Annotated in this window: 26 protein-coding genes; 8 read left to right on the top strand and 18 right to left on the bottom strand. The window is 53.0% G+C overall.

Annotation, left to right across the window (positions count from 1 at the left end; genetic code table 11):
* The first annotated feature begins 112 nt into the window (after positions 1-112).
* From EL386_RS01315 to EL386_RS01290, 6 genes are all read left to right on the top strand, one after another.
* Positions 113-1,060, top strand: coding sequence for an ABC transporter ATP-binding protein (locus EL386_RS01315; protein WP_126452521.1), 948 nt, complete (start codon positions 113-115; stop codon positions 1,058-1,060).
* On the top strand, positions 1,057-1,818 hold the full coding sequence (locus EL386_RS01310; protein ID WP_126452519.1) for an ABC transporter permease: 762 nt from the start codon (positions 1,057-1,059) through the stop codon (positions 1,816-1,818). The genes EL386_RS01315 and EL386_RS01310 overlap by 4 nt, the downstream gene beginning before the upstream one ends.
* A 12-nt stretch (positions 1,819-1,830) precedes the next feature.
* Positions 1,831-3,201, top strand: a complete 1,371-nt coding sequence (locus tag EL386_RS01305; RefSeq protein ID WP_126452517.1) for a GldG family protein — start codon at positions 1,831-1,833, stop codon at positions 3,199-3,201.
* Between the two features lie 5 nt (positions 3,202-3,206).
* Positions 3,207-4,067, top strand: coding sequence for a DUF4340 domain-containing protein (locus tag EL386_RS01300; RefSeq protein WP_126452515.1), 861 nt, complete (start codon positions 3,207-3,209; stop codon positions 4,065-4,067).
* Between the two features lie 14 nt (positions 4,068-4,081).
* Positions 4,082-4,900, top strand: a complete 819-nt coding sequence (mutM, locus tag EL386_RS01295) for a bifunctional DNA-formamidopyrimidine glycosylase/DNA-(apurinic or apyrimidinic site) lyase (protein ID WP_126452513.1) — start codon at positions 4,082-4,084, stop codon at positions 4,898-4,900.
* Positions 4,901-5,035: 135 nt separating this feature from the next.
* Positions 5,036-6,736 carry a sensor domain-containing diguanylate cyclase gene (locus EL386_RS01290; RefSeq protein WP_126452511.1) on the top strand — a complete coding sequence of 567 codons (1,701 nt, stop codon included), beginning with the start codon at positions 5,036-5,038 and terminating at the stop codon, positions 6,734-6,736.
* Here the strand turns inward: EL386_RS01290 and EL386_RS01285 are convergent.
* The 9 genes from EL386_RS01285 to EL386_RS01245 all read right to left on the bottom strand — a co-directional run bounded on the left by EL386_RS01285 (position 6,712) and on the right by EL386_RS01245 (position 12,026).
* Entirely contained in the window at positions 6,712-7,215 is a 504-nt protein-coding gene (locus EL386_RS01285) for an MOSC domain-containing protein (protein WP_172597573.1), read from the bottom strand. The genes EL386_RS01290 and EL386_RS01285 overlap by 25 nt on opposite strands.
* Before the next feature lie 26 nt (positions 7,216-7,241).
* Positions 7,242-8,909: a gamma-glutamyltransferase gene (gene ggt, locus EL386_RS01280; RefSeq protein ID WP_126452509.1), complete on the bottom strand. Its 1,668-nt coding sequence runs from the start codon at positions 8,907-8,909 to the stop codon at positions 7,242-7,244.
* Between the two features lie 79 nt (positions 8,910-8,988).
* Entirely contained in the window at positions 8,989-9,240 is a 252-nt protein-coding gene (locus tag EL386_RS01275) for a YfhL family 4Fe-4S dicluster ferredoxin (protein WP_126452507.1), read from the bottom strand.
* A gap of 58 nt (positions 9,241-9,298) precedes the next feature.
* Positions 9,299-9,778 carry a pantetheine-phosphate adenylyltransferase gene (gene coaD / locus EL386_RS01270; RefSeq protein ID WP_126452505.1) on the bottom strand — a complete coding sequence of 160 codons (480 nt, stop codon included), beginning with the start codon at positions 9,776-9,778 and terminating at the stop codon, positions 9,299-9,301.
* 31 nt (positions 9,779-9,809) lie between these two features.
* Positions 9,810-10,370 carry a 16S rRNA (guanine(966)-N(2))-methyltransferase RsmD gene (rsmD, locus tag EL386_RS01265; RefSeq protein WP_126452503.1) on the bottom strand — a complete coding sequence of 187 codons (561 nt, stop codon included), beginning with the start codon at positions 10,368-10,370 and terminating at the stop codon, positions 9,810-9,812.
* Between the two features lies 1 nt (position 10,371).
* Entirely contained in the window at positions 10,372-10,710 is a 339-nt protein-coding gene (locus EL386_RS01260; RefSeq protein WP_126452501.1) for a glucosamine--fructose-6-phosphate aminotransferase, read from the bottom strand.
* A gap of 52 nt (positions 10,711-10,762) precedes the next feature.
* Positions 10,763-10,972, bottom strand: a complete 210-nt coding sequence (locus EL386_RS01255) for an alkylphosphonate utilization protein (RefSeq protein ID WP_126452499.1) — start codon at positions 10,970-10,972, stop codon at positions 10,763-10,765.
* A 144-nt stretch (positions 10,973-11,116) separates the two neighbouring features.
* The gene (locus EL386_RS01250) at positions 11,117-11,629 is read right to left on the bottom strand and encodes a hypothetical protein (RefSeq protein WP_126452497.1); all 513 of its coding nucleotides are present in this window, start codon (positions 11,627-11,629) and stop codon (positions 11,117-11,119) included.
* Between the two features lie 7 nt (positions 11,630-11,636).
* Positions 11,637-12,026 (bottom strand): YkvA family protein, encoded by a 390-nt coding sequence (locus EL386_RS01245; protein ID WP_126452495.1) that lies wholly within the window; start codon positions 12,024-12,026, stop codon positions 11,637-11,639.
* 252 nt (positions 12,027-12,278) lie between these two features.
* Here EL386_RS01245 and EL386_RS01240 point away from each other — a divergent pair, with 252 nt between their 5' ends.
* The gene (locus tag EL386_RS01240) at positions 12,279-13,313 is read left to right on the top strand and encodes a lipid A deacylase LpxR family protein (RefSeq protein WP_126452493.1); all 1,035 of its coding nucleotides are present in this window, start codon (positions 12,279-12,281) and stop codon (positions 13,311-13,313) included.
* A 15-nt stretch (positions 13,314-13,328) separates the two neighbouring features.
* On the opposite strand, the gene EL386_RS01235 is transcribed toward EL386_RS01240, so the two are convergent.
* Positions 13,329-13,712 (bottom strand): winged helix-turn-helix transcriptional regulator, encoded by a 384-nt coding sequence (locus EL386_RS01235; protein WP_126452491.1) that lies wholly within the window; start codon positions 13,710-13,712, stop codon positions 13,329-13,331.
* A 122-nt stretch (positions 13,713-13,834) separates the two neighbouring features.
* On the opposite strand from EL386_RS01235, the gene EL386_RS01230 reads away from it, so the two are divergent.
* Positions 13,835-14,458 (top strand): glutathione S-transferase family protein, encoded by a 624-nt coding sequence (locus EL386_RS01230; RefSeq protein ID WP_126452489.1) that lies wholly within the window; start codon positions 13,835-13,837, stop codon positions 14,456-14,458.
* A gap of 78 nt (positions 14,459-14,536) precedes the next feature.
* On the opposite strand, the gene EL386_RS01225 is transcribed toward EL386_RS01230, so the two are convergent.
* The 8 genes from EL386_RS01225 to EL386_RS01190 all read right to left on the bottom strand — a co-directional run bounded on the left by EL386_RS01225 (position 14,537) and on the right by EL386_RS01190 (position 21,449).
* Positions 14,537-16,447 (bottom strand): M48 family metallopeptidase, encoded by a 1,911-nt coding sequence (locus EL386_RS01225; protein ID WP_126452487.1) that lies wholly within the window; start codon positions 16,445-16,447, stop codon positions 14,537-14,539.
* Positions 16,448-16,450: 3 nt separating this feature from the next.
* Positions 16,451-17,047, bottom strand: a complete 597-nt coding sequence (locus tag EL386_RS01220) for a LemA family protein (protein ID WP_126452485.1) — start codon at positions 17,045-17,047, stop codon at positions 16,451-16,453.
* 351 nt (positions 17,048-17,398) lie between these two features.
* Positions 17,399-17,899 (bottom strand): bifunctional 3-hydroxydecanoyl-ACP dehydratase/trans-2-decenoyl-ACP isomerase, encoded by a 501-nt coding sequence (gene fabA / locus EL386_RS01215; RefSeq protein WP_126452483.1) that lies wholly within the window; start codon positions 17,897-17,899, stop codon positions 17,399-17,401.
* Positions 17,900-17,946: 47 nt separating this feature from the next.
* Positions 17,947-18,747, bottom strand: a complete 801-nt coding sequence (locus tag EL386_RS01210; protein WP_126452481.1) for an AraC family transcriptional regulator — start codon at positions 18,745-18,747, stop codon at positions 17,947-17,949.
* Between the two features lie 1,110 nt (positions 18,748-19,857).
* On the bottom strand, positions 19,858-20,148 hold the full coding sequence (locus tag EL386_RS01205) for a hypothetical protein (protein WP_126452479.1): 291 nt from the start codon (positions 20,146-20,148) through the stop codon (positions 19,858-19,860).
* Between the two features lie 85 nt (positions 20,149-20,233).
* The gene (locus EL386_RS01200; RefSeq protein ID WP_126452477.1) at positions 20,234-20,497 is read right to left on the bottom strand and encodes a hypothetical protein; all 264 of its coding nucleotides are present in this window, start codon (positions 20,495-20,497) and stop codon (positions 20,234-20,236) included.
* Between the two features lie 141 nt (positions 20,498-20,638).
* A complete protein-coding gene (locus EL386_RS01195) occupies positions 20,639-20,881 on the bottom strand; it encodes a hypothetical protein (protein ID WP_126452475.1) in 243 nt (80 codons plus the stop codon).
* Between the two features lie 190 nt (positions 20,882-21,071).
* A complete protein-coding gene (locus EL386_RS01190) occupies positions 21,072-21,449 on the bottom strand; it encodes a VOC family protein (RefSeq protein ID WP_126452473.1) in 378 nt (125 codons plus the stop codon).
* Positions 21,450-21,849 lie beyond the last annotated feature (400 nt).

Below are 21,849 nucleotides of genomic sequence, written 5' to 3'. Positions count from 1 at the left end.
GAATGGCCGTTTAAAGATGTCACCTACTAAATGTATCGGTTAGGCAGGAAATACCTTTATATTATAACCCTGTACAATACGATTAATTAAATACAACAAGATGATTAATGTTATGCTTGGGGATACCCTGATTCACGTTGAACACCTGCACCGCCACTATGGCCCCTTACATGCCGTGCAGGATGTCAGTTTCAGTCTGCGGCGCGGCGAGGTCCTGGGGTTTCTGGGCCCCAACGGCGCCGGCAAATCCACGACCATGCAGATCATCAGCGGCAACCTGGCACCGAGTGCCGGGCGGGTACTGATCAATGGCCACGATATCCTCGATGCGCCACAGGCGGCCAAGGCCGCCCTCGGTTATCTACCGGAGCAGCCGCCGCTGTACCGTGAGTTGACCGTCATCGAATACCTCGAGTATTGCGCCCGACTCAACCGTATCCCGAAAGCGGATGTGGCCCGGGCCGTCGACCGTGCCCGGCAACGCTGCGGCCTGACCGAGGTAGGCAAACGCCTGATCGGTAATCTCTCCAAGGGTTACCAACAGCGCGTCGGTATCGCCCAGGCGATTATCCATACCCCCGAGGTCGTCATCCTCGATGAACCTACGGTCGGCCTCGACCCGATCCAGATCCGCGAGATCCGCGCCCTGATCCGCGAACTCGGCCAGGACCACAGCGTCATCCTCTCCACACATATCCTGCCGGAGGTGCAAAGCACCTGCGACCGCGTATTGATCATCAACCGTGGGCGGATCGCCCTTGCCGACAGCCTCGCCGGGCTCGATGCGCGCCAGCAACGAAGTGGCTTCCGTGTCGGCCTGCAGCGACCACCCCCGCTCGATGGCCTGCAGGCCATCCCGGGGATTGAACGAATTGAGACCATCGACACACAGCACTTTCTGTTGTTCTGTGATACTAGCTTCGACGCGGCCGACTTTGCCCGTCAGGCCGTTGAGAAAGATTGGGGCCTGGTCGAACTCAGCCCACAGAGCCGCTCACTGGAGCAGGTATTTATCGATATCACCTGCAACGAGGGCAGCAACAAGGAGAAGGCGGCATGATGATCCTGCATATTGCCATGCGCGAACTGCGCAGCCTGTTCCTCTCGCCACTGGCCTGGGCAATACTCGCCGTGTTGCAATTCATCATGGCCTGGTTGTTCCTCGTCCAGATTGAATCCTTCCTTCAGCTTCAGCCCAGGCTGGCCGCCATTGAAGGCGCACCGGGCATAACCAGTATCGTCGCCGTACCGATCCTCGACACCGCCGCCTTTCTGCTATTGCTGGTCACACCACTGCTGAGCATGCGTCTCATCAGCGAGGAACGCCGTAGCCAGACCATCAGCCTGTTGTTCTCCGCGCCCCTGTCGATGACCGAGATCGTCCTCGGCAAATACCTTGGCCTGATGACCTTCTTCGCCATTATGCTCGGCATGTTCCTGCTTATGCCTCTGTCGCTGCTCATCGGTGGCAGCCTCGACCTCGGCCTGCTCGCCGCCGCCATGCTCGGCCTTGGCCTGCTCGTGGCCAGTTTTGCCGCCGTTGGTCTGTTTATGTCTTCACTGACCGCGCAACCGCTGATCGCCGCGATGAGCAGCTTCGGCCTGTTGCTGTTGTTATGGATCATCGACTGGGCGGGCAAGGCCGGACAGACCGATAAGGTCAGTGGCCTGTTCAGTTATCTTTCCATCCGTGAGCACTTTGAGTCGTTTACCCGTGGCGCCGTCAATAGCGTTGACCTGCTTTACTATCTGTTACTGATCGGCACTGCCCTGATCATGAGCATACGCCAACTCGACGCCCACCGTTTGCAGCACTAGGGACAGATTACAATGCAAGTAACAAAAAAATCCCGCATGCAGGTGCGTCTGCAAAATATTATTTTTGTAGCCCTGTTTCTTGGCATCGTCGGCCTGCTCGCCTGGCTAAGCAACCGTTACGCTATCAGCACCGACTGGACCGCCGATGCCCGCAATAGCCTGTCTGCGTCGAGCACCGAATTACTCAAGACCATTGATGGCCCGATCGAGATCACGGCCTTTGTACGTAATGACCCGCAATCGGCCACCCTGACGAAACGCATTACCGAGATTGTCAGCCGTTACCAAAAACATAATGAGGCGATCAGCCTGCGTTTCATCAACCCGGACACTGAACCGCAGATGACCCGTGACCTCGGCATCCGCGTCGAGGGCGAACTCGTCATCCGTTATGGTGAACGCAGCGAAAACCTGCAAAACCTCACCGAGCAATCCCTGACCAATGCCCTGCAACGTGTCGCCCGCAGCAGCGAACGTTATATCGTCTTCCTCGAGGGGCATGGCGAACGTAACCCACGCGGCCGCGCCAACCACGACCTCGGCGACTGGGCCACACAGTTGCAAAACAAAGGTCTCAACATCCAGGGCATTAACCTCGCCAACAACCCGCGACTGCCCGACAACACCTCGATACTGGTCATCGCCAGCCCGCAGGTCAATCTGTTGCCCGGCGAGTTTTCCATTATCAGCAACTACCTGGCCAAGGGTGGTAACCTGCTATGGCTGGCCGACCCCGGTGAGTTACATGGTCTGGGTGGCCTCGCCGAACAACTCGGTATCGAATTTCAGCCCGGCATCATTGTCGACCCAACCTCACTATCGCTCGGCATCCAGGACCCGCGCTTTACGATCATTACGGAATACGGCAGCCAGGCCATAACCGCAAACTTTGACAGCATCACCCTGTTTCCGCAGGCCACTGGCATCGAGCTTGTCGAGGGCAGTGACTGGCAGGCCGATCCCTTTTTGACCTCGGCCGCCAACAGCTGGTCAGAAACCTCTGAACTGAAGGGCGAACTCGAACTCAATGCCGGTGAGGATATCCCCGGGCCATTAAATATCGGCCTGATCCTGACCCGTAATCTCGGCGCTGATGCCGATAACAGTGGTAGTGAACAACGCGCCATTGTTATCGGTGATGGTGACTTTGTCTCCAATGCCTATCTCGGCAATGCCGGCAACCTCGACCTTGGCCTGAACCTTGTCAACTGGCTCGTCGGCGATGAAAACTTCATAGATATTCCGGCCAAGACCGCTGGCGATCTGAAACTGGAACTGTCTCCTTTCGCCGCCGGGCTGATCGGCATCGGCTTCCTGTTTGTCCTGCCCCTCGGTCTGCTGGCCGCCGGCCTGTGGATCTGGTGGCGGCGACGCCAGGCCTGAGCACGATGTCACGTAATCTCCTCAACCTGGCATTACTGCTGTTCGTGCTGGGACTCGCCAGCCTGGTGATATGGGAACCCGGCCAGCAACAAGACAGCAGCAACCGGCTTTCCTCCCTGCAAGCCGACGATATCGACCGCATACATATCCAGCGTGATGGCTTGCAGGACATTCAGCTGCAACGACGTAATGGCCACTGGTATATGCTCGCGCCCTATTCCGTGGCAGCCGATGAGACGCGAGTGAATGCCTTACTGAAACTGCCCGCCGCCACCAGTTACACGCGTTTTGCCGCAGAAGGTCGCCCTCTGGATAACTACGGGCTGGCTCCGGTGCTGGCGCGGATCAAACTCAATGACAGCCTGTTTCAGTTCGGCGGCCTCGAAGACATCAACAGGCGCCGTTATGTATTATCACCGGATAATGACATCCACCTGATCACCGATCTTTTTTATCACCAGCTGCGCACCAGTGCCCCGTCGTTTGTTTCACCGCGTTTATTCAGCGACACCCAGCGCATCACCCGCCTCATGCTGGCTGACCGCCAGTATGAAAAACAACATGATGGCAGCTGGTTGCTGACAACAACGACACATGACAATCCCTCTGCTGACACGCTGAATGCCTATATTGAAAACTGGCAACGCCTGCGTGCCAGCCGTGTCAGCAAGGCCGGCACGCAGGCCAGTGATGAACATATTCGCATTGTGCTTGCCGATGGCAGCAATCTGCTCTTCGAGGTCCTGCGCAGTAAAGACGAGGTCGTCTTCATCCGCCGTGACCTCGGCCTGCAATACCATCTCTCGCTGCAAGCGGCCGAGGCCCTGTTTGCCCTGCCAAACGCAGAGGCAATGAAACAGTATTAACAGCCGTATTGCTTATGCCTGAATTACCCGAAGTTGAAACCACCTGTCGTGGCATCGCCCCGCATATCGAAGGGCGAACGGTGACAAAGGTTATTGTGCGCAACAGGAACCTGCGCTGGCCAGTCCCGGCTCAACTACAGCGGACACTGACCGGCCTGCGTATCGAGCAGGTCGACCGGCGTGGCAAATACATCCTTATTCATACCGCTGCCGGTTGTTTGATCATGCACCTGGGTATGTCAGGCAGCCTGAGCATTACCGACGCCGAGACCCTGCCGCGCAAACACGACCATGTCGATATCGTCTTCGATTCCGGCCAGTGCCTGCGCCTGCATGACCCGCGCCGTTTTGGCAGCATCCACTGGACCACGGCGGCGCCGTTACAACACCCACTGCTCGCCGCACTCGGGCCCGAACCGCTGTCACGTGACTTTGACCTCGACACCCTGTGGCGGGCCTCGCGTAAACGCCGCGTCGCCATCAAGTCATTCATTATGAATAGTCACATCGTCGTGGGTGTCGGCAACATCTATGCCAGCGAGGCCCTGTTCATGGCCGGTATCCACCCGCGCCGGCCGGCGGGGCGGGTGACGCAACTGGCCTATGAAAAACTGCTCAAGGCGATCAAGACCGTGATCCGCAGCGCCATCAAACAGGGCGGCACGACCCTGCGTGACTTTACCCAGAGCGACGGCAAACCCGGCTACTTCAAACAACGGCTCAAGGTCTATGGCCGCGAGGGCGAGGCCTGTCGTGTATGCGGCACCCCTATCCGCCAGGTCGTCATCGGCCAGCGGGCCAGCTATTTTTGTCCCGCCTGCCAGCGCCCATAATTGCCCGGGGCGAACCATCGCCCCGGGGACGACTATTCCCATAATTTTATTAATGTTTTAGTTATGGCGGTGGATAAAATAGTAGTCTAGAGTCTAAAAACTAAAACAACAAAATATAATCATTTAGTCGCTTGTATGGAATACCCACGACACATCTGTAAAAAGTTTCTCTGGTATTGCCTTTCGCAGCCGGTTTACCGCCTGTTACTGGTTGGCCTGATTCTCGTTGCGGTGATCCCCATCGGCGTGCTCAGCGCCAAGCTCTACCAGAATGCCTGGGACAATGCCTGGCGTGAGATCAACGAAAAACACCGCCTGCTCGCCGAAAACCTGGCCTCACCGATCCACATCTACATCCATGACCACATGTCCATGCTGAAACTGGTAGCCACCTCGATTCAGCATGATACCGAACTCAAGCCAGCGTCCTTGAAGGGTTACAGCAATACCCTTTTACATGCACACGGCTTTCGCCGCCTCAGCCTCATCGGCCTGGATGGCAACGTTATTACCGGTGATGGCCATGGAAACAATTTCGGCAGTGAAAAATTTTTCATCAACACGCGCGATAGTGGCAAGCCCAGTATCTCGAACATCCAGCCCAGCCCGATTGATGGCAGGCCAACACTGATCGTCTCTGAAGCCGTCCTTAATGCAGCGGGAAAAATCCGTGCCGTACTCATCGGCGAGCTCAGTATCGAATTGATCGATCAACTGCGTCGCCAGATAAAATTTGGTATCAACGGGCACTCTGCCATTGTTGATAAAGCCGGCCATGTCATTGCCCACCCGAACCCCGAATGGATGACGGAGATGCGCGACCTCTCACACTTGCCGGTCGTGAAGAAGATGATGGCAGGGGAAACCGGTGTTACCGAGTTTTATTCACCGTTTATCAAACAGGGCATGGTCGCCGGTTATACCTCGGTGCCGGAATTCGGCTGGGGCATCATGGTGCCGCAACCCAAACACGAGATTGAGGCACAGGTAGCCAGCCTGCTCGTAGAAAATTACCGCTGGGGACTTTTTGGTTTAGTATTGAGCGTGGCACTGGCGGTGACTCTGGTGTTGTGGATCACCCGCCCCATAAATCAACTGGCTGTTTCTGCACTGACGTTGGTCAAGAATGGTTTCAAAGGCGAACTGCCTAATCTGTCCGAGTTTGCCCCACGCGAAATACGTCAACTTCGCGGCGCCCTGGATGAGCTCGTCGGTGGTCTGCAACAATCACACGCTACGATTAACGAATTAAACGAAAGTCTGCAATGCAAGGTGTATGATGCCACCAGCCAGCTACGTGACGCCAATACACATCTCACCTTGCTGGCCCAGGAAGATCACCTCACTACCTTGTCGAACCGCCGCCACTTTGAAACCCTGTTACGTGAAAGTATCGAGACGATCCCGAACGACGAGGCACAAATGTGTCTGATGTTAATCGATATCGATAACTTCAAACCCATTAATGACAATTATGGTCATGCCGCAGGGGATACGGTACTTTCCCACATCGCCAACCTGCTGAAAACCATTATGCGCCCTGGTGACCTGACCGCGCGTTACGGTGGCGACGAATTTGTTGTGCAAATGAACTGCGAGCCTGAGATTGGCCGCAAACGCGCACAGGACATTCGCACCGCAGTCGAGCAATCAGGGATATACTGGCAGGAACAACGCATCAGCGTTACCGTTAGTATCGGTGTGCTCTATGCGAAGGCAGGCAGCATCAGAGATTATGAAAACCTCATGCGCCTTACCGATGAGGCCATGTATGAAGCGAAAAATGGCGGTCGTAACCGCGTCGTCGAAGTCTATAACGACACGGCCTGTGCCTGAGCCTCCAGTAAACGCACCTCTGCACCGATGTGTATCTCACCACCACTCACCACCTGGACAGTAATGCCCCCGTGCCCGCGCATGGCATTGTAGCCACCGGCACCGAGCGTCTTTTCCATCCTCGAACAGGGTGGGCAGGTACCGGTGCCTTCCAGAATGACATCTCCCATGAGAAAGCGCCGATCGCGCAGCGCGAACAGATTAATACCCGATACAACAATATTCCGCCGTAACCACTCGGGCGGGATCTGTTCGTGTCCCGTGAGCGCCGCCAGCATCGGCAGGTGCTCGGCCTGGATGAGTGTAACCTGTCGCTTGCCGCCTTCACGCTGGCTACGGTGATCACCGGCCAGGCCGCGGTTTTCCAGGGCCTCGACACGCTCGACGATAGTCAGCGCCGCGCGCTTGTCCGGACGCAGGCCTATCCATTCCACCCTGCCCCGCTGAGGCATGGAGGCCAGCAACTCATGCATTAACATTGAAGATTCGTCATGTTGTTATTATCTTATCTTACCTGCGCACTACCGATGCCACGCGGATCACTTGCCGCACTCACCTGATTGCCCGCGCGCTGCCAGGTCACGACCTGCATGTTACCAAAGTCATCACGCTCACTTAACGCATGCCCGCGCAATTGCAGCTCACTGGCCAGGGCCTCATCAAAGGCACCGCGTTCGTACTGAATATGATCCGGCAGGTACTGGTGGTGATAACGGCGCTTACTGACAATGGCCTCGGCGTCGCCACCGTTTATATAGGCCATGATGCCATGCAGGACCATGGTGATGATACGACTGCCACCCGGTGTGCCGATAATCGCCAGACCGCGTGTATCTTCGACAAAGGTCGGAGACATGCTCGAGAGCGGTCGCTTATAAGGTGCAATGGCATTCGCCTCGGCGCCCACCAGACCATACACATTCGGTACACCCGGCTTGGCCGAAAAATCATCCATTTCATCATTGAGCAATACCCCCGTACCCGGTACAACAAAACCACTGCCAAACGGATAGTTGACACTCAGGGTGGCGGCTACACGATTGCCTTCACTATCAAGAATAGAAAAGTGCGTGGTGTCGGTGCCCTTACCCGCATCGACCACCACCCCAGGTAACTCACTGCTCGGTGTCGCCGTATCCATATCAAGATTGGCACTAATCTGTTTCGCATGGACCATGCCCACCAAACGCGAAACCGGCACACTGATGATATCGGCATCACCAAGGTACTCGGCACGATCGCGATAGGCGCGGCGCATGGCCTCTGCCAGCACATGAACCTGATCGGCCTCACTGTGTACAGCGGCCTCTTTGAGGCTCAGCTGGTTAAAGATCGTCGCCATCGCCACGCCACCCGATGACGGCGGTGCCACCGAGGTGATGGTCGCACCCCGGTAGGTCATGCGTAACGGCTGACGAGACACGGCCTGGTAACGCGCCAGATCTTCCAGTCGCCAGATACCGCCGGCATCGCGCACACCGGTCACCAGCTGCTGCGCATAACGGCCGGTATAAAAACCCGGCGCACCCTGCGCCGCCAGCAAGGCGAGCGTAGCGGCAAGTTCGGGTTGTTTAATAACATGCCCTAGCGGCGGCACCTCGTTGTTCAGCAGGAAGATGCGCGCCGCCTCGGGCGAGGCACGCAGGGCCTGGAGGCGAAAACCGGCCATGCGTTGGTAGTAGGCCTCAACCGCAAAGCCCTCACGGGCGATGCGGATCGCCGCGGCCAGTGACTGGTCCAGGGGCAGGCGCCCGTAATCACGTGCCAACAGCGCCAGCGCGGCTGGCACGCCGGGGATAGCCGCCGCCAGTGGCCCGTCGACCGAGGCCCCGGGCCGGACCTGGCCCTGTGCATCTAAATAGAGATCGCGGTGCGCACGGCCCGGTGCCGTTTCGCGGCCATCGATCATGACCTGGAAACCATCCCGCGCCCGGTGCAACAACCAGAAACCACCGCCGCCGATGCCCGAACTGTAGGGTTCGACCACAGCCAGCACGGCACTCACCGTGACCGCGGCATCAAAGGCATTGCCGCCGGCAACGAGGGTCTCGTGCCCCGCCTGCGTCGCCGCCGGGTGGGCCGTGGCGATACCGGCGGCATGCTGAACCTCTGCCCACAGCGGCTGGTTGCTGAGCGCAATAAAAAGGAACAGGCTAAGAGAGAAAATACGCATATTTATATGACACATAAAAAAGGCCCCGGTAAGGGACCTTTTTATCACATGCGCCGCGCCAGCGCAGCCGGCAGAGACGTTACTTGGCGGCCATCAGGGCCTCGTACTTGGCCTGCAGCTCTTCCTGGCTCTCGACACGGTCCGGGTTTGCCGGGATGCAGTCGACCGGGCAGACATCGACGCACTGTGGGGTGTCGTAGTGGCCGACACACTCCGTGCACAGGTTCGGGTCGATCTCGTAGATCTCATCACCCTGATAAATCGCCTCGTTCGGGCACTCCGGTTCACACACATCACAGTTGATGCATTCATCGGTAATCATCAGGGCCATGAAAAAATACTCCGTCTCGGGATTAGGGACACACGCCGTATATTAGCGGACGCCTATATTAGCTGATCCGCTCGCGGAGTGCAGCCCCCACTTTCGCGTGAACAAAAGACGATACATCGCCGCCGTGGAGGGCAATTTCCCGCACAAGACTTGAGGATATATAGGCATATTGCTCGGCCGGGGTCAGAAACAGGGTCTCGATCTCCGGGGCCAGGCGGCGGTTCATGCCGGCCAGCTGGAACTCGTACTCGAAATCCGAGACCGCGCGCAGGCCACGCATGATCACCTGCGCCCCCTGCTCATGGACAAAATCGACCAGCAGGGAGTTAAAGCCGATGACCTCGGCATTCTTGATACCGGCCAGCACCTCGGTGGCCAGGGCGACGCGCTCCTCGAGGCTGAAGGTCGCGCCCTTGCCGGGGTTTTCGGCGACGGCGACGATGACCTTCTCGAACAGGCGTGCGGCACGCTCGATCAGGTCGCTGTGACCATTGGTAATGGGGTCAAAGGTCCCTGGGTAGATGGCTGTGGTTTTCATGACGCTACGCTACCATGCCCGCGCAAGGCTGTCAGCCACGGCCGATCAGGCAGGCCCGTGATTCGCCGGCCCGGGTCTCGCGCAGCACCTGCCAGCCCGCGGGTAACGGGGGCATGGCCAGGCGTTGTGGCCGTTCCATATAGAGACGAAAACCCTCGCGTAACCAGCCACCGGCCTCGAGGCTCGCGCACAATCCGGCGAGCTCATCTGTCTGAAACGGCGGGTCGAGAAAAACGATATCAAACGGCTCGGCCGCGCCACGCAGAAACTGTTCGGCACTGGCCTGTATACAACGCCCATTCTCCTGCCCAAGCAGCAGCAAGTTCTCGCGCAGCTTTTGCAACACGCGCCCGTCGCGCTCGACAAACACGACCTCGGCCGCTCCGCGCGACAAGGCCTCCAGCCCCAACGCGCCGCTGCCGGCAAACAGGTCCAGGCAACGCGCGCCATAGACCTGCGCCTGCAGCCAGTTGAACAGGGTCTCACGCACGCGGTCCGGTGTCGGCCGCAGGCCCTTCGCATCGGGAAAGCTTAACTTGCGGCCACGTAGTTCACCGCCAATGATACGCAGGGTGTTACTCGGTCTGGCCATGTCAGTCAGTCACCACGACAATCGTCGCCTCGGCGCTCACCTTATCAATACTGATCAGCAGCTCACAATAGGCATTGACGGGCATCGGTTCATCACCACAGCCGCAATTGATGACGACCTCGGTGAAAAACACCCCGACCTTGGCCTCAACCGCCCCCTCGCTGTCGTCACGACAGTTAAGCACCATCGCCGTGATCGCCTGGTCATCAACAAGGCCCGCCTGGCTCACCCCCTTATGCAGGGGCAGACTCCCCGGCGCCAGCGCCTCAAGCCAGCGCTTTAGTGTCGGTGCGAGGGCGGCAGTGTCCCAGTCCTGCGGGGGGTCAGTAAATGTCAGCATGCGAATAGAATAAAGGAGAAAGTGTATCAGCGCGGCGCGTTTATCCCGCCGCTCAGGCCTTTTTCATAAAACAGGTTTTCAGCACAATGGTGCTTTTGCCCATGCGACACTCAACCTCATCATCCGTTGAGGTCAGGCGGATATTCTTGATCACCGTGCCCCGCTTCAGGGTCGTTGACGAACCCTTGACCTTCAGGTCCTTGATCACCTGCACGGCATCACCGTCGTTGAGTTCCGTGCCGTTACTATCTTTTACGCTCATACTCTGCCTCGATACAGGTTCGCCCGGAGCGGTGAAAATCCGGGGATAAGGAATATGGCGCTATTTTACCAGATAGGCGCTATGAACTTATACCTTCCTCTGCCTTTATAACAGGTAAAACCAGAACGGGGTGACGGCCTGGACTTAATGAGTAAAATCCGCTGCCCTGAGCCTTCCTACGAGGCCTATCCATTTTGATTTTTTTTCTGAAATCTCATCCCCAAGCGCCGATAGTTTGCGTTTGAAATTTCGTGCCGCAAACTGATAAGAACGCACGATGCCGTCTTCCGCTACAAACCGATGGATATTAAATTCCAGATGGCTTTTATCATCTGCCTCAACAAGAAATACCAGTATGATATCCTTGCTACTTTCATCGCGTTTATAGACTGCGGGTTTTTGTGTTGGTTTAATCTGGGTCAAATATTGCCTGATGACCTCAGCGGGCTCGTCATGACCAGGATACTGACGGTAGGCAAGCAGGTGCTGCCAGTTATCCAGTGTCTGGCCTTCTTCAACATATTCGTTCGTAATAATGCTCTCTTTATTTTCCCAGGCATGTTTAAACGCGATATCGTCAAATTGCACATCCTGTAGCGGTGCGGCCTGCACAAGCGAAGCCATTAACAATACGATAAGACCCAATATTTTATTCATTCGTACCTTACTCCCGTTGAATAACGCCCCACAGCCAGAATATGAAACCACTAATTGCCAAGACCCAGATAATGATAATAATAACAGCGGCCCTGCGACTGTGCGGCATATCACATATTTTCGCCGCTGCCACGGCCTGGCATTCCCGCCACACCTCTCGGGGAATAAACCGAATAGCCAAAAGAATGCCCAGTGGCAATAAAATCAAATCATCCAGGTAACCTATCACCGGAATAAAATCCGGTATTAAGTCAATAGGACTCAGGGCATAAGCGACCACGAGGCCAATAAGCACTTTTGCCAGAATCGGCACCCGGGTATCTTGCGAGGCAAGATACAACGCATAGGTATTCTTCTTTAATGCGGTTACCCGTTCCTTCCATACCGTATTCTTCATTCAAATGGTCACCGCAATGTAAGCATTCAACCAGGGTGCCCGCATCGCACAATTTCTTTCTGCCTTGCACAAAGCATATACGATCCGTGATGTTTTGTATGCTTGAGCCAGGTTCATTCAATACCTGATTAATCTAAAACGGGCGTATGCACCAGGCCCTTTTCTCTGGCCTTTTATGCCTTATTTACTTACTCTAATTAAAATATTAGCAAAACTGATTCTGGCTCTTAATCCTGTGCGTAAAGGAATACCATGAACTTGTTTTTTCGTCACCTGTTAACCTGCCTCTTCAGTGCGGGATTGCTGCTCACGCACACAACAGGCATGGCACAACCGGTTCACGACCGCGGCGTGGCCTTTTATTTTGACCAGGACCTGTTCACCCTCGGCCTCAATCAGGACCGCGATTACACCACCGGCATCGCCGTTGAATTCTTCTGGCAGGGGGAAGGCCTCTACCCGATGGATCGACTCGTAAGGTGGACGGGACAGCAGCTCGGTCTACACGCCGAGGGGGCCTTCACCGAACGCAGTTTTATGCTCGGAAGCGTCAACTATACCCCCGATAACCTCTCCGCCAGTACCCCCCTGCCGGATGATCGCCCTTATGCCTCGTTGATCTATTTAAGTAACAAGCGTGTCTATGCCGACGAGGACAGTGCCCTTGGGATCGACATGCGTATTGGCGTACTCGGCACCGGCATCGCCCGCGAGGTACAACAGGGACTGCACCGGGCCTGGCGTAATCTCGCCAACGACACCCAACCGGTTGACCCCAAGGGCTGGAGCCACCAGATCTCAAACGGTGGTGAGGCAACGCTAGGGCTTCGGCTTGCCTATGCCGAACGACTCACCGGGGCACCAGGCCACTGGGACCTCACCGGTACAGGTAGTGCCAGCCTCGGCTATCAGACCAATGCCAGCATTGGCCTGTCTCTGCGTGGTGGTCATATCAGCAGCCCCGTCTGGACCCTGCCCTACGACCCGATCAACCGCGGCAACTTCCTGCCCTCACTGAGTGGCGATGAGTGGTACCTGTGGGCCGCCTACCGTGCACGCGCCGTTGCCTATGATGCATTATTGCAGGGCCAGTTTCGCGACAGTGATGTTACCTTCAACAATAGTGACCTTCGCCATGTGGTGCATGACGCCGGCGTGGGCCTGACCCTGAGTTACAAACCGGTGCAGGTGACCTTCTCAATCAATGGTAAGACCAGTGAGCTCAATGTGGGCAACGCAGACCGCAACCATCTCTGGGGCAACGTCTCTTTCATGCTGCGCTATTAAACCCCGCCAGCACGGCTACTTCCCCTCCATGAAACCTTCCGGCGGGACGATGGTGCCGGGGATATACGCGTTACCCCATTTTGCCAGCTCAATCAGTAGCGGCCGCAGGGCCTCACCCTTCTCCGTCAACGTGTAGGCATAACGCACCGGCCTGTCCTGGTACGGGTGTTTTTCGATGATCGCCGCCGCCTCCAGGCGCTTGAGCCGGTCGGCAAGGATATTGGTCGGTATGTTTTCCGCCGAGTCCGCCAGCTCCTTATACAGGCGTTTGCGCAGGAACAGCATGTCCCGCACCACCAGGAGAGTCCACTTGTCGCCCAGGATATCCAGCACGCTGGATAGCGGGCACAGGGAGCGCAGGCAGTCTTGTCCGGGCACGCTTTGTTGGGGCTTTTTCATGCCCTCAACCATAGCACAAATCATCACTTGCATTTTAAAAGTTACTAGGCTAGATTCCCAGATAGTGACTTGTGCTTTGAAAGTCACTCGATAAAAAAAACGCTTACTAAGGAGAGAAGCCCATGAATTTCTATACCGTTAACGGCTCACCGAACTGCCGCAAGGTGCACGCCGTCATTAACCAGCTGGGACTCGACGTGCAGATCTGCGAGCTGGATTTCTTCGCGGGGGAACTGAATACCCCAGAATTTCAGGCCCTGAACCCGAATGGCATGGTACCGGTACTTGAAGACGGCAACCTGCGCCTGTGGGAGTCGAATGCCATCATGCAATACCTCGCCGCCATCGGCCCGGCCAATGAGCTCTACCCCGCCGACCACCGCATTCGGGCTGACATTCACCGCTGGCAGAACTGGGAACAGGCACACTATAACCGCGCGGTAGGGACCTTCGTCTTTGAGAATGTCCTCAAGACCCTGATGGAGCTCGGTGAACCCGACCAGGCCAAACTCGACCAGGCAAAACAGGACTTTTATCAGTTCGCCAACGTGTTGGAACAACAACTGGCTGACAAGGCCTTCATCACCGGCGACCGGCTCAGCCTGGCGGATTTCTCCGTCGCCTCTACGGGCGACTTCCTCGATGCCGCCGAGGTGCCCTATCACGCCTATCCAAACATCCGCGCCTGGTTAAAACGTCTCGATGCGATCCCCGCCTGGGCAGAGACACCCAAACTGGCCGCCTGATCGGCGTGTTTTTGGTCGGGACCGACCTCCCACGGCCCGACCTTTTTTAAGTGGGCCCGCCACGCCTGAAGAAACCACTTAGCCCAGGTAGGGCGGCAAGGGGCAGTCCAGCACATCGGCAATCGCCCGCATGAGCTCCATTTCGTTGGGGGAATAGTTCTGGTCCTGTGTAATAACCGCCAGACAGGCCTTCAACAGACGAGGTTTTATTAACGGTTTCAGCAAGGCCAGCTGATCGACCGCCGCACCAAGATTATCAATATTGATCTGTTGGCGGGGTAACAACACCAGCTTGCCTGCCTGCAGTTCCTCTTCAGCACTCGCAAGGGCCGCTTTCACCTGTGTCTTATCCTGCACACATGCATAAACCAGCATGCTCATGAGCATATCAATGTCTTCCTTAACGGCTTTTAAGGAACCGAATTTCGCCACCCGCTTACCCGGTCGGCCGAATTCCGCATCGAGATGATGGAAGAGAATTTTCTGTAGTGACCATTCGAACAGGTCAATGCGCCGGTCGGCCTGCATGAGCAACAACAGATTTTTCTTAAACAATTGATATTGTGCAGCAGACAACTGGCGCAGTGAGGGCAGCGCCATGTCAATCAGCGGCAAGCGAAATTTGATATCCAGCGCCTTCACCGTAGCAAGCCATTGACTCACTAGTTCAAAGATACCCGTGTCAGCAAACGCCTCAAGTTGCTGAAGCTGTCTGGCCTGAATAGCCGGCTGTGTCGTCATCACCAGGCAATAAATCACGGCACGCGCACCATAAGGCTCATGCACCATCTCATGAATAGCCTTTGGCAGCTCATCCAGTAACGATGCCGCATAGTCAAGTTGCGCCGGGCCGGTCTGACCGACATGCTCCAGTATCTGTGAGGCGATAACGACGCCCGTGACCGCAGTCTTCCTCGCCTCTGCCCGCGATGCCGCGGCTGTCTGGCCTGTTGCCGATTCCGTCTCCGCGACCTCATGGGTTACTGGCACAAACACACCATCCCAGTGAGGATCGATGCGTTTGATACGCACATCGAGTGGCGGGTGCGTGGCAAACATCGATTGCATGAATGAACTCACACCATTACTGAAATAGGCGTGACTCATGGTCGGGGCCTCCGGAGTTTCCAGTGCCGACCCCGGTGCATAACCCCCAATCTTTTTCAGCGCGCCGGCAATGCCCGTATTGTTTCGCGTAAACTGGACCGCCGAGGCATCGGCGAGAAATTCACGCTGGCGACTGACCGAGGCCTTGATCAGGTTGCCAAAAAATGTGCCGCTATAACCGATGACCAGCAGGCCCAGGCCCAAACCGAGAATGGGGCCCGTATTCTTATTCGATCGGCCTCGCACGGATCGTAAGATGTAATAGCCGATTAAACCAAGAAGCAGGATACCGTGCAGGATACCGATTAAACGGATATTCAGGCGCATATCACCGTGCAGGATATGGCTGAACTCATGGGCGATCACGCCCTGCAACTCTTCACGAGACAAATAGGCGATCGTGCCGCGAGTCAGGCCAATGACCGCATCACCGGGTGTGAAACCCGCGGCAAAGGCATTGATGCCCTGTTCGTCTTCAAGCAGGTACACCGGCGGCACCGGTGTACCCGAGGCAATGGCCATCTCCTCGACAACGTTCAGGGCCTTGCGTTCATGCAGATCGGTGGTGCTCTGACTGATTAAGCGGCCACCCAGTGACTCAGCCACCGTCGTGCCACCGCCTGAAAGCGCCATGGTCTTATAGGCACTACCACCGAAGATAACCAGTGAGACAAAGGCACCGATCAGCAGGAACACCTGCCAGTCAAACTGCGCCGCAATCACACTCAGGCTGATACCTTCCTCACCGGTTTGAAGGAAACCAAACAGCAGCATAACCAGCAGGTTCGTGATCACAATCAGGCCGAGCACCGCCAGGCCGAAAAAAACCACCAGGCGTACAGTATTACGCCGTGCCGTCTCCTGGGACTGGAAAAAATCCATTTATCAAAAAGAGACTTTAGGCGCCGCCTGAATATCCTTGCTGTCTTCAAATTCCAGCAAGGTGGCATCTGCTGCATGACCAAAGGTGGCCGCCAACATGTTCGGTGGGAAACTTTGTTTATAGGTGTTATAGGCCATGACCTGATCATTAAAGGCCTGCCGGGCAAAGCCAACCTTGTTTTCTGTTGAGATCAACTCTTCACTAAGCTGCATCATATTCTGGTTGGCCTTCAGGTCTGGATAGGCCTCCATCACGACATTGAGTTTACCCAGGGCACCCGTTAATGCACCTTCGGCACCCATAAGGGATTTCATCGCATCGGCATTGCCCGGATCGGCGGCGGCGTCAGCCAGGCCCTTGGCCGCCAGGTTACGCGCGGAGATGACAGCCTCGAGTGTCTCGCGCTCATGTTTGAGATAACCCTTGGCGGTCTCGATAAGATTCGGAATCAGGTCATAACGGCGCTTTAGCTGCACTTCAATCTGCGCAAAGGCATTCTTGTAGCGGTTCTTCAAGGTCACCAGGCGGTTGAAGATCGCAACAATATAGAGCACAACAGCAACAATGATGACCAGAAAAACGATGAGCGAAATATCCATGCCACTTCCTCTTTAAATGAGTAATCGTAATGATTTTAATGAATTGCTCGGCCCAGCCGGATAATAATCGAGTAACAGCATATCAGAGTTAAAAACATTTTAAATCATTACTGGATAATACTGCGCCGGGTTCGCGCATCAATTTTGCAACCTTGACTGATTCATTCTCCATCATTACAGGCCAAGTGCCTTTTCCCATAATGCTGCTTTCCCGACCCGCTTGTACCACTCTTGAAATTGATCACGATAGTGGTCAAATGGTTCTACGAGCGCTGCACGAGGGTCCTCGCTAAGAGAGTAGGCCATGCCTTCCATAAACCATTCAGGGGTAATGAAAAGAGTCTGTAACAACTATTCCAGCGATCCATCAATTAGCCCCACCTTGAGGTCGCTGGCTTCATATATTATGCGATCCTGGTGTATGACGACACCATCTGCTACGCCCAATGGCATTGGTCTTTTGAATATGCGCTTGATATGCAGCTGATATTGGATAGAACCGGCATCCGGGTATATTTGTCCACTAAACTTTACTTTCCCCACCCCCAACGCTCTTCCTTTACCCTTTAGCCCAGACCAACCCAAGAAAACGCCTAGAAGCTGCCACAATGCATCCAACCCCAAACAACCGGGCATTACCGGGTCTCCCTGGAAGTGGCACCCGAAAAACCAATGATCCGGAAGTATTTTCAGGCTCGCATCCAATTGACCTTTATTGTGCCGCCCGCCTTCAGTGGTAATATTTTCAATCTCATCAATCATTAGCATTAAGGAACTCGGTAGCTGGGCATTACCTTCGCCAAAAAAGCCGCCTTTTGACATTTCGATAATTTCTTTATTTGAGAACCGCATCCAAATCTCCCTACAGACAAAAGATGTAGTTTCCCTGATTTTGCTCATTAACGATTGTATAAATCGGACATAAAGCGGCTGAAAAAATCACCGGGGGTTGAGATCAGGTGCTTTTTGAATTCTTTTATTAGATGGGGCTGATCAAAATAGCCCAACTCCAACACTGCACTTAGGGGTTGATTAGGGTTTACATATAATTCCTTACATACACTCTGTACGCGTATTATTTGGGAAAACGACTTGGTGCTGAGGCCCGTGTGTTGTAAAAACTGGCGATTTAAATGGCGACTGCTCCAGCCAACTTTATTGGCTAATTCAGATATTTTTTCACTCCCGAAGGATTGATAAATTTGCTGCAAGGCAATATCAAACTTTGTGACCGGCTTGTCTGAATATCGCCGCAACAACCATGCGTCACATATATTGGCCCGTTCGACAAAATCTGTATATCTGTAAATTTCAGCATGCAGATCCGGAATGTAACGGCACTGAAAATATTTTTCATCCACAAACTGACCTGAAATTTCACTCAGATTCAGCTCAAAGAAATATCTAAGCGCACCCGGGTAAAACCATATCCCAAAATATTCCCCTGGCTCTAACAGCTGAATATCTCGCGCCTCTATCTGTGCCCCGCCTATCATTAGCCCCTGAGAGGAAAAGTATATCGCCTGCGTCCCATCCGGAATTACCGGATAGGGAGTTGGCCTTTTTGCACTAATCTGCAAATAAGAATGAACTTTACCTTTCAAGACGTCGCAAGGTTGCTTGCTTTGCAATGTAAGGCCGAACTGTCCAAGCCCAGCCTCGGTTAATGTTGGCTGAAAGGGAATGTATAACTTACTCATTAGTGCATTTCATCTCCATACTTTCCGTGGGTAGGTCGGCGACCTATCGATCCATTTACGCGGCTAACGCAGGGCATCGCGACTTTTCACCGCAAAAGGCGCACGGCAGGTCCGATCTCGAACGATTTATTTTGTGTCATATTTGGAATAACCTCTTTGCGATATCTGTCGCACCAACTGCCTCATAATTTCAATTAGAACGAATACCGCGGTTACTACTTCGAACAGGATCGTCGAATTCATAGCTGCCGTATGCGCTGATAATGGAGCAACTATGTAATGTCCAAGGCTGTCGAGACCCAGCGCAGCATATATTGCCAAAATCAATAGGCCGACAATGTGATACCTGGAATTTGCAAGAACCCACCCGGCCACTCCGACGATCGTCAGCCCAACCCAGGAAAAATACACCCCTGCACGCGTCCACGATGTTGGCAGGCCTGGATACTCCGAGAGAAACTCGGCATTGTGGACAAAATGTACAAGGCTTGCCGTAGCATAAATGAGAAGCAAGATAAGAAGTATTTTTTGTACTGATCTACGCATTTTTACAAGGCCTTCTGTAAAGAATTAGTGGCTCAGGGTAAGCATAAGAAGGTGGCGATCACAGCATGCATGTGTAAATTTATCACCCTGCTTAATGCCTTGATCAGAGATAACTGCGCAGGGGCATACTAATATTTAGTCAGGGGGTTGACGCCATAGTCACTTATTATGCCTGGTTTACCTTGCATTTCCTCTTCCTATTATTGAAGCGATATACCCGATAATAATATATACAATTAGCCATGATAAGATGCACAAGAACCAGCCGATAACGTTCGGCGGAGAAAGCATAGCCCCATTGCCTTGAGCAACACTAATCCCGAACGCGTCCCAAATCATCAAAGGAATATAAACACTACTCGCTAGAACTATATCATTTACTATTTTAAGATCGGTACTGTCCTGAAGAGCCCAAACAATAAGAAATATAGTTAGATGCAGAGACCCTAGTATAGTTGTTATTTTTATCCATTTAGTATATTTATATGACATGACAATATAGTTCAGCGGCGCATCTTTTTTGCACCGTCACTCTCGAACGGCTTGTCAGGTATTAATTTCAGATTATTCATGGGCTTCCGGTTCTGGCTCATCAAAGACGTGGACTGAATATCTTTTTTTTAACGTGTCTATGACCTCTTTTACTAATGCCCCATTCTTTATATCGGTTTTGATTTGAAAGCGCATAGATGTAAACGTGTCCAGAGCTACTTTTTCATTATTGCACTTTATCCAAATCCAGGCATCTCCTTGCAAACCTGACTCCACATCTTGAAAACACTTTTTTATGTACGCCAACAACTCAGGGTAGAAGTCATAGTAGCTGTCATTGTTTTCAATTTCAGCATAAATCATATGATTAAGATCTTTTTTACACCGGCCCCAGTGTGTGCATGCTTTTTGCACACACGACTTGGGCGCCTGTTATGTTTTCATTCATTTACTGCTTTAATTTAATTAATTGGATTACTATTAAGCTGAGCATGGCCACGATTGAAACTCCTCCAAATATTAAAGCCGCCGGTAATTGCATTTTGCTTCCATCGTCAATATTGAGCATAAAAAAGACAAAGGCTAGCAACCATATTGCATAAGTTAATTTACTTATAGTATTCATTTTTGACGTATTTGGTATGTTTTTATTTTTTATCCTTAAAATAATTATAGTCAAAATCAAAAGAGCTATTATTATAATAAACAGCATTTTCCTGCCCTATAGAATTTTTTTACACACATGACGTCGCAAATACGCTGGGATCTTGTAGAGCGTAGCGTAACAAAATATCCATGTAAATTTGCTTTGTTAGAGTCTTGTGCTTTTAAAGGTCGCTGGCCTTCAGTATTTTCATTTCCCTTCAGAGTTATCAATTTTAAAACTCGGTATATCGGCCTTCCCAATGACGGTAAGGACAACCCCAACACATATGAAGAAAAACGTAGACGCCATAAAGCTGGCTGATATGGGATTATCGCTACCCACACTCTCCAATCGAAGATACAGCATAACGCCTGAAGTTAACGCCAGCACAAAACTTACCACAGCCGAGACGAGTGAGACCTTCTGTAACACACCTTTTCTTTTAGTCATGCCGATTAAGCTTCCTGTATTTAGTGATAGGATCAGTTTTCTTTATTCTTGTCGGGTTCCCATTATTTCTTATAAGGTCTAACGCTTTGCTCAGCGGTAGTTTAAAGTGGCATGTTTTTGCGAAGGCAAAACAAGTGCCGCCTTAAAGTGTCCACTGGAGCTATTTGTTAGGCGATTTTTCATTGCAACACTAATTTTTTATCTGACACAAACAAAACCCATTTCCAAAAGGATCTGCACAGAACTCAACCGCCCCCCAATCACCCGACTCAGAGCCTTCAATTATACCTCCATATTCTTTCACTAGGGATGCTATTTTTTCAATTTCAACAACATTAAAATCTAAGTGAACCGGTGTCCAATGTCGCTCATAATTTCTTGAAGAAGTTCCATTAATGAGAGGGTTTGATCCTGATTCCTTCTTTAATAAATAAATTCTTACGTTTTCTGCTTTTAATTTTGTTGTGTCTTCTCCTGCTCGAAGTTCAGTACAACCTAATGCCTTAGTATAAAATAGGACGGCTTTTTCCATGTCTGAAACATCGATACTTATTGAGATTTCGGTCATTATTATTTTCCTATAATTAATTGCGTATGATATTTGAGTACAGCACCTAATTTCATTGAGCGCCTAACGTTAGAATTGTGGGGGCGGATAAAGCGCGTAGCGCTTTAGACGGTCCCGCACGAATTATTAAGTGGGGTCAGAGCACAGTTGTTGCTAATATTAGAGAAATCTGTGCTCTGACCCCACTTATCATAAAGTTCGTTCCAAGTCCTTTCGCAGAACATTTGTAATATCAAGCGTTTCATCTAACGCCGTTTCAAGATTTTTGACATGTGCTCTATTATTTTGATGCATAACGTTTAAGCTGTGCGGCGCAAACAAAGCGCAGCGTAGTTTGCGTCCGAACGAGTGCATTGTTATGTGCTTTACTAGCTTGCACTCTAAACACCTGTTCATTCAA

Origin of the sequence: Sulfuriflexus mobilis, from assembly GCF_003967195.1 — a bacterium.
GTDB classification, from domain to species: domain Bacteria; phylum Pseudomonadota; class Gammaproteobacteria; order AKS1; family AKS1; genus Sulfuriflexus; species Sulfuriflexus mobilis.
This window is presented reverse-complemented; position numbering and strand designations above follow the sequence as displayed.

Bases quoted from the DNA above. Each gene is read 5' to 3' on its own strand.
- EL386_RS01245 (WP_126452495.1), bottom strand. From the start codon at position 12,026: ATGAAGAATACGGTATGGAAGGAACGGGTAACCGCATTAAAGAAGAAT.
- coaD (WP_126452505.1), bottom strand. From the start codon at position 9,778: ATGAAAACCACAGCCATCTACCCAGGGACCTTTGACCCCATTACCAAT.
- EL386_RS01290 (WP_126452511.1), top strand. From the start codon at position 5,036: ATGGAATACCCACGACACATCTGTAAAAAGTTTCTCTGGTATTGCCTT.
- ggt (WP_126452509.1), bottom strand. From the start codon at position 8,909: ATGCGTATTTTCTCTCTTAGCCTGTTCCTTTTTATTGCGCTCAGCAAC.
- EL386_RS01310 (WP_126452519.1), top strand. From the start codon at position 1,057: ATGATGATCCTGCATATTGCCATGCGCGAACTGCGCAGCCTGTTCCTC.
- EL386_RS01315 (WP_126452521.1), top strand. From the start codon at position 113: ATGCTTGGGGATACCCTGATTCACGTTGAACACCTGCACCGCCACTAT.
- EL386_RS01235 (WP_126452491.1), bottom strand. From the start codon at position 13,712: ATGAAAAAGCCCCAACAAAGCGTGCCCGGACAAGACTGCCTGCGCTCC.
- EL386_RS01195 (WP_126452475.1), bottom strand. From the start codon at position 20,881: ATGACTAAAAGAAAAGGTGTGTTACAGAAGGTCTCACTCGTCTCGGCT.
- EL386_RS01190 (WP_126452473.1), bottom strand. From the start codon at position 21,449: ATGACCGAAATCTCAATAAGTATCGATGTTTCAGACATGGAAAAAGCC.
- EL386_RS01305 (WP_126452517.1), top strand. From the start codon at position 1,831: ATGCAAGTAACAAAAAAATCCCGCATGCAGGTGCGTCTGCAAAATATT.
- EL386_RS01210 (WP_126452481.1), bottom strand. From the start codon at position 18,747: ATGAGTAAGTTATACATTCCCTTTCAGCCAACATTAACCGAGGCTGGG.
- EL386_RS01220 (WP_126452485.1), bottom strand. From the start codon at position 17,047: ATGGATATTTCGCTCATCGTTTTTCTGGTCATCATTGTTGCTGTTGTG.
- EL386_RS01260 (WP_126452501.1), bottom strand. From the start codon at position 10,710: ATGCTGACATTTACTGACCCCCCGCAGGACTGGGACACTGCCGCCCTC.
- EL386_RS01225 (WP_126452487.1), bottom strand. From the start codon at position 16,447: ATGGATTTTTTCCAGTCCCAGGAGACGGCACGGCGTAATACTGTACGC.
- EL386_RS01285 (WP_172597573.1), bottom strand. From the start codon at position 7,215: ATGTTAATGCATGAGTTGCTGGCCTCCATGCCTCAGCGGGGCAGGGTG.
- mutM (WP_126452513.1), top strand. From the start codon at position 4,082: ATGCCTGAATTACCCGAAGTTGAAACCACCTGTCGTGGCATCGCCCCG.
- EL386_RS01250 (WP_126452497.1), bottom strand. From the start codon at position 11,629: ATGAATAAAATATTGGGTCTTATCGTATTGTTAATGGCTTCGCTTGTG.
- EL386_RS01205 (WP_126452479.1), bottom strand. From the start codon at position 20,148: ATGATTTATGCTGAAATTGAAAACAATGACAGCTACTATGACTTCTAC.
- EL386_RS01300 (WP_126452515.1), top strand. From the start codon at position 3,207: ATGTCACGTAATCTCCTCAACCTGGCATTACTGCTGTTCGTGCTGGGA.
- rsmD (WP_126452503.1), bottom strand. From the start codon at position 10,370: ATGGCCAGACCGAGTAACACCCTGCGTATCATTGGCGGTGAACTACGT.
- EL386_RS01200 (WP_126452477.1), bottom strand. From the start codon at position 20,497: ATGCTGTTTATTATAATAATAGCTCTTTTGATTTTGACTATAATTATT.
- fabA (WP_126452483.1), bottom strand. From the start codon at position 17,899: ATGCGGTTCTCAAATAAAGAAATTATCGAAATGTCAAAAGGCGGCTTT.
- EL386_RS01240 (WP_126452493.1), top strand. From the start codon at position 12,279: ATGAACTTGTTTTTTCGTCACCTGTTAACCTGCCTCTTCAGTGCGGGA.
- EL386_RS01255 (WP_126452499.1), bottom strand. From the start codon at position 10,972: ATGAGCGTAAAAGATAGTAACGGCACGGAACTCAACGACGGTGATGCC.
- EL386_RS01230 (WP_126452489.1), top strand. From the start codon at position 13,835: ATGAATTTCTATACCGTTAACGGCTCACCGAACTGCCGCAAGGTGCAC.
- EL386_RS01275 (WP_126452507.1), bottom strand. From the start codon at position 9,240: ATGGCCCTGATGATTACCGATGAATGCATCAACTGTGATGTGTGTGAA.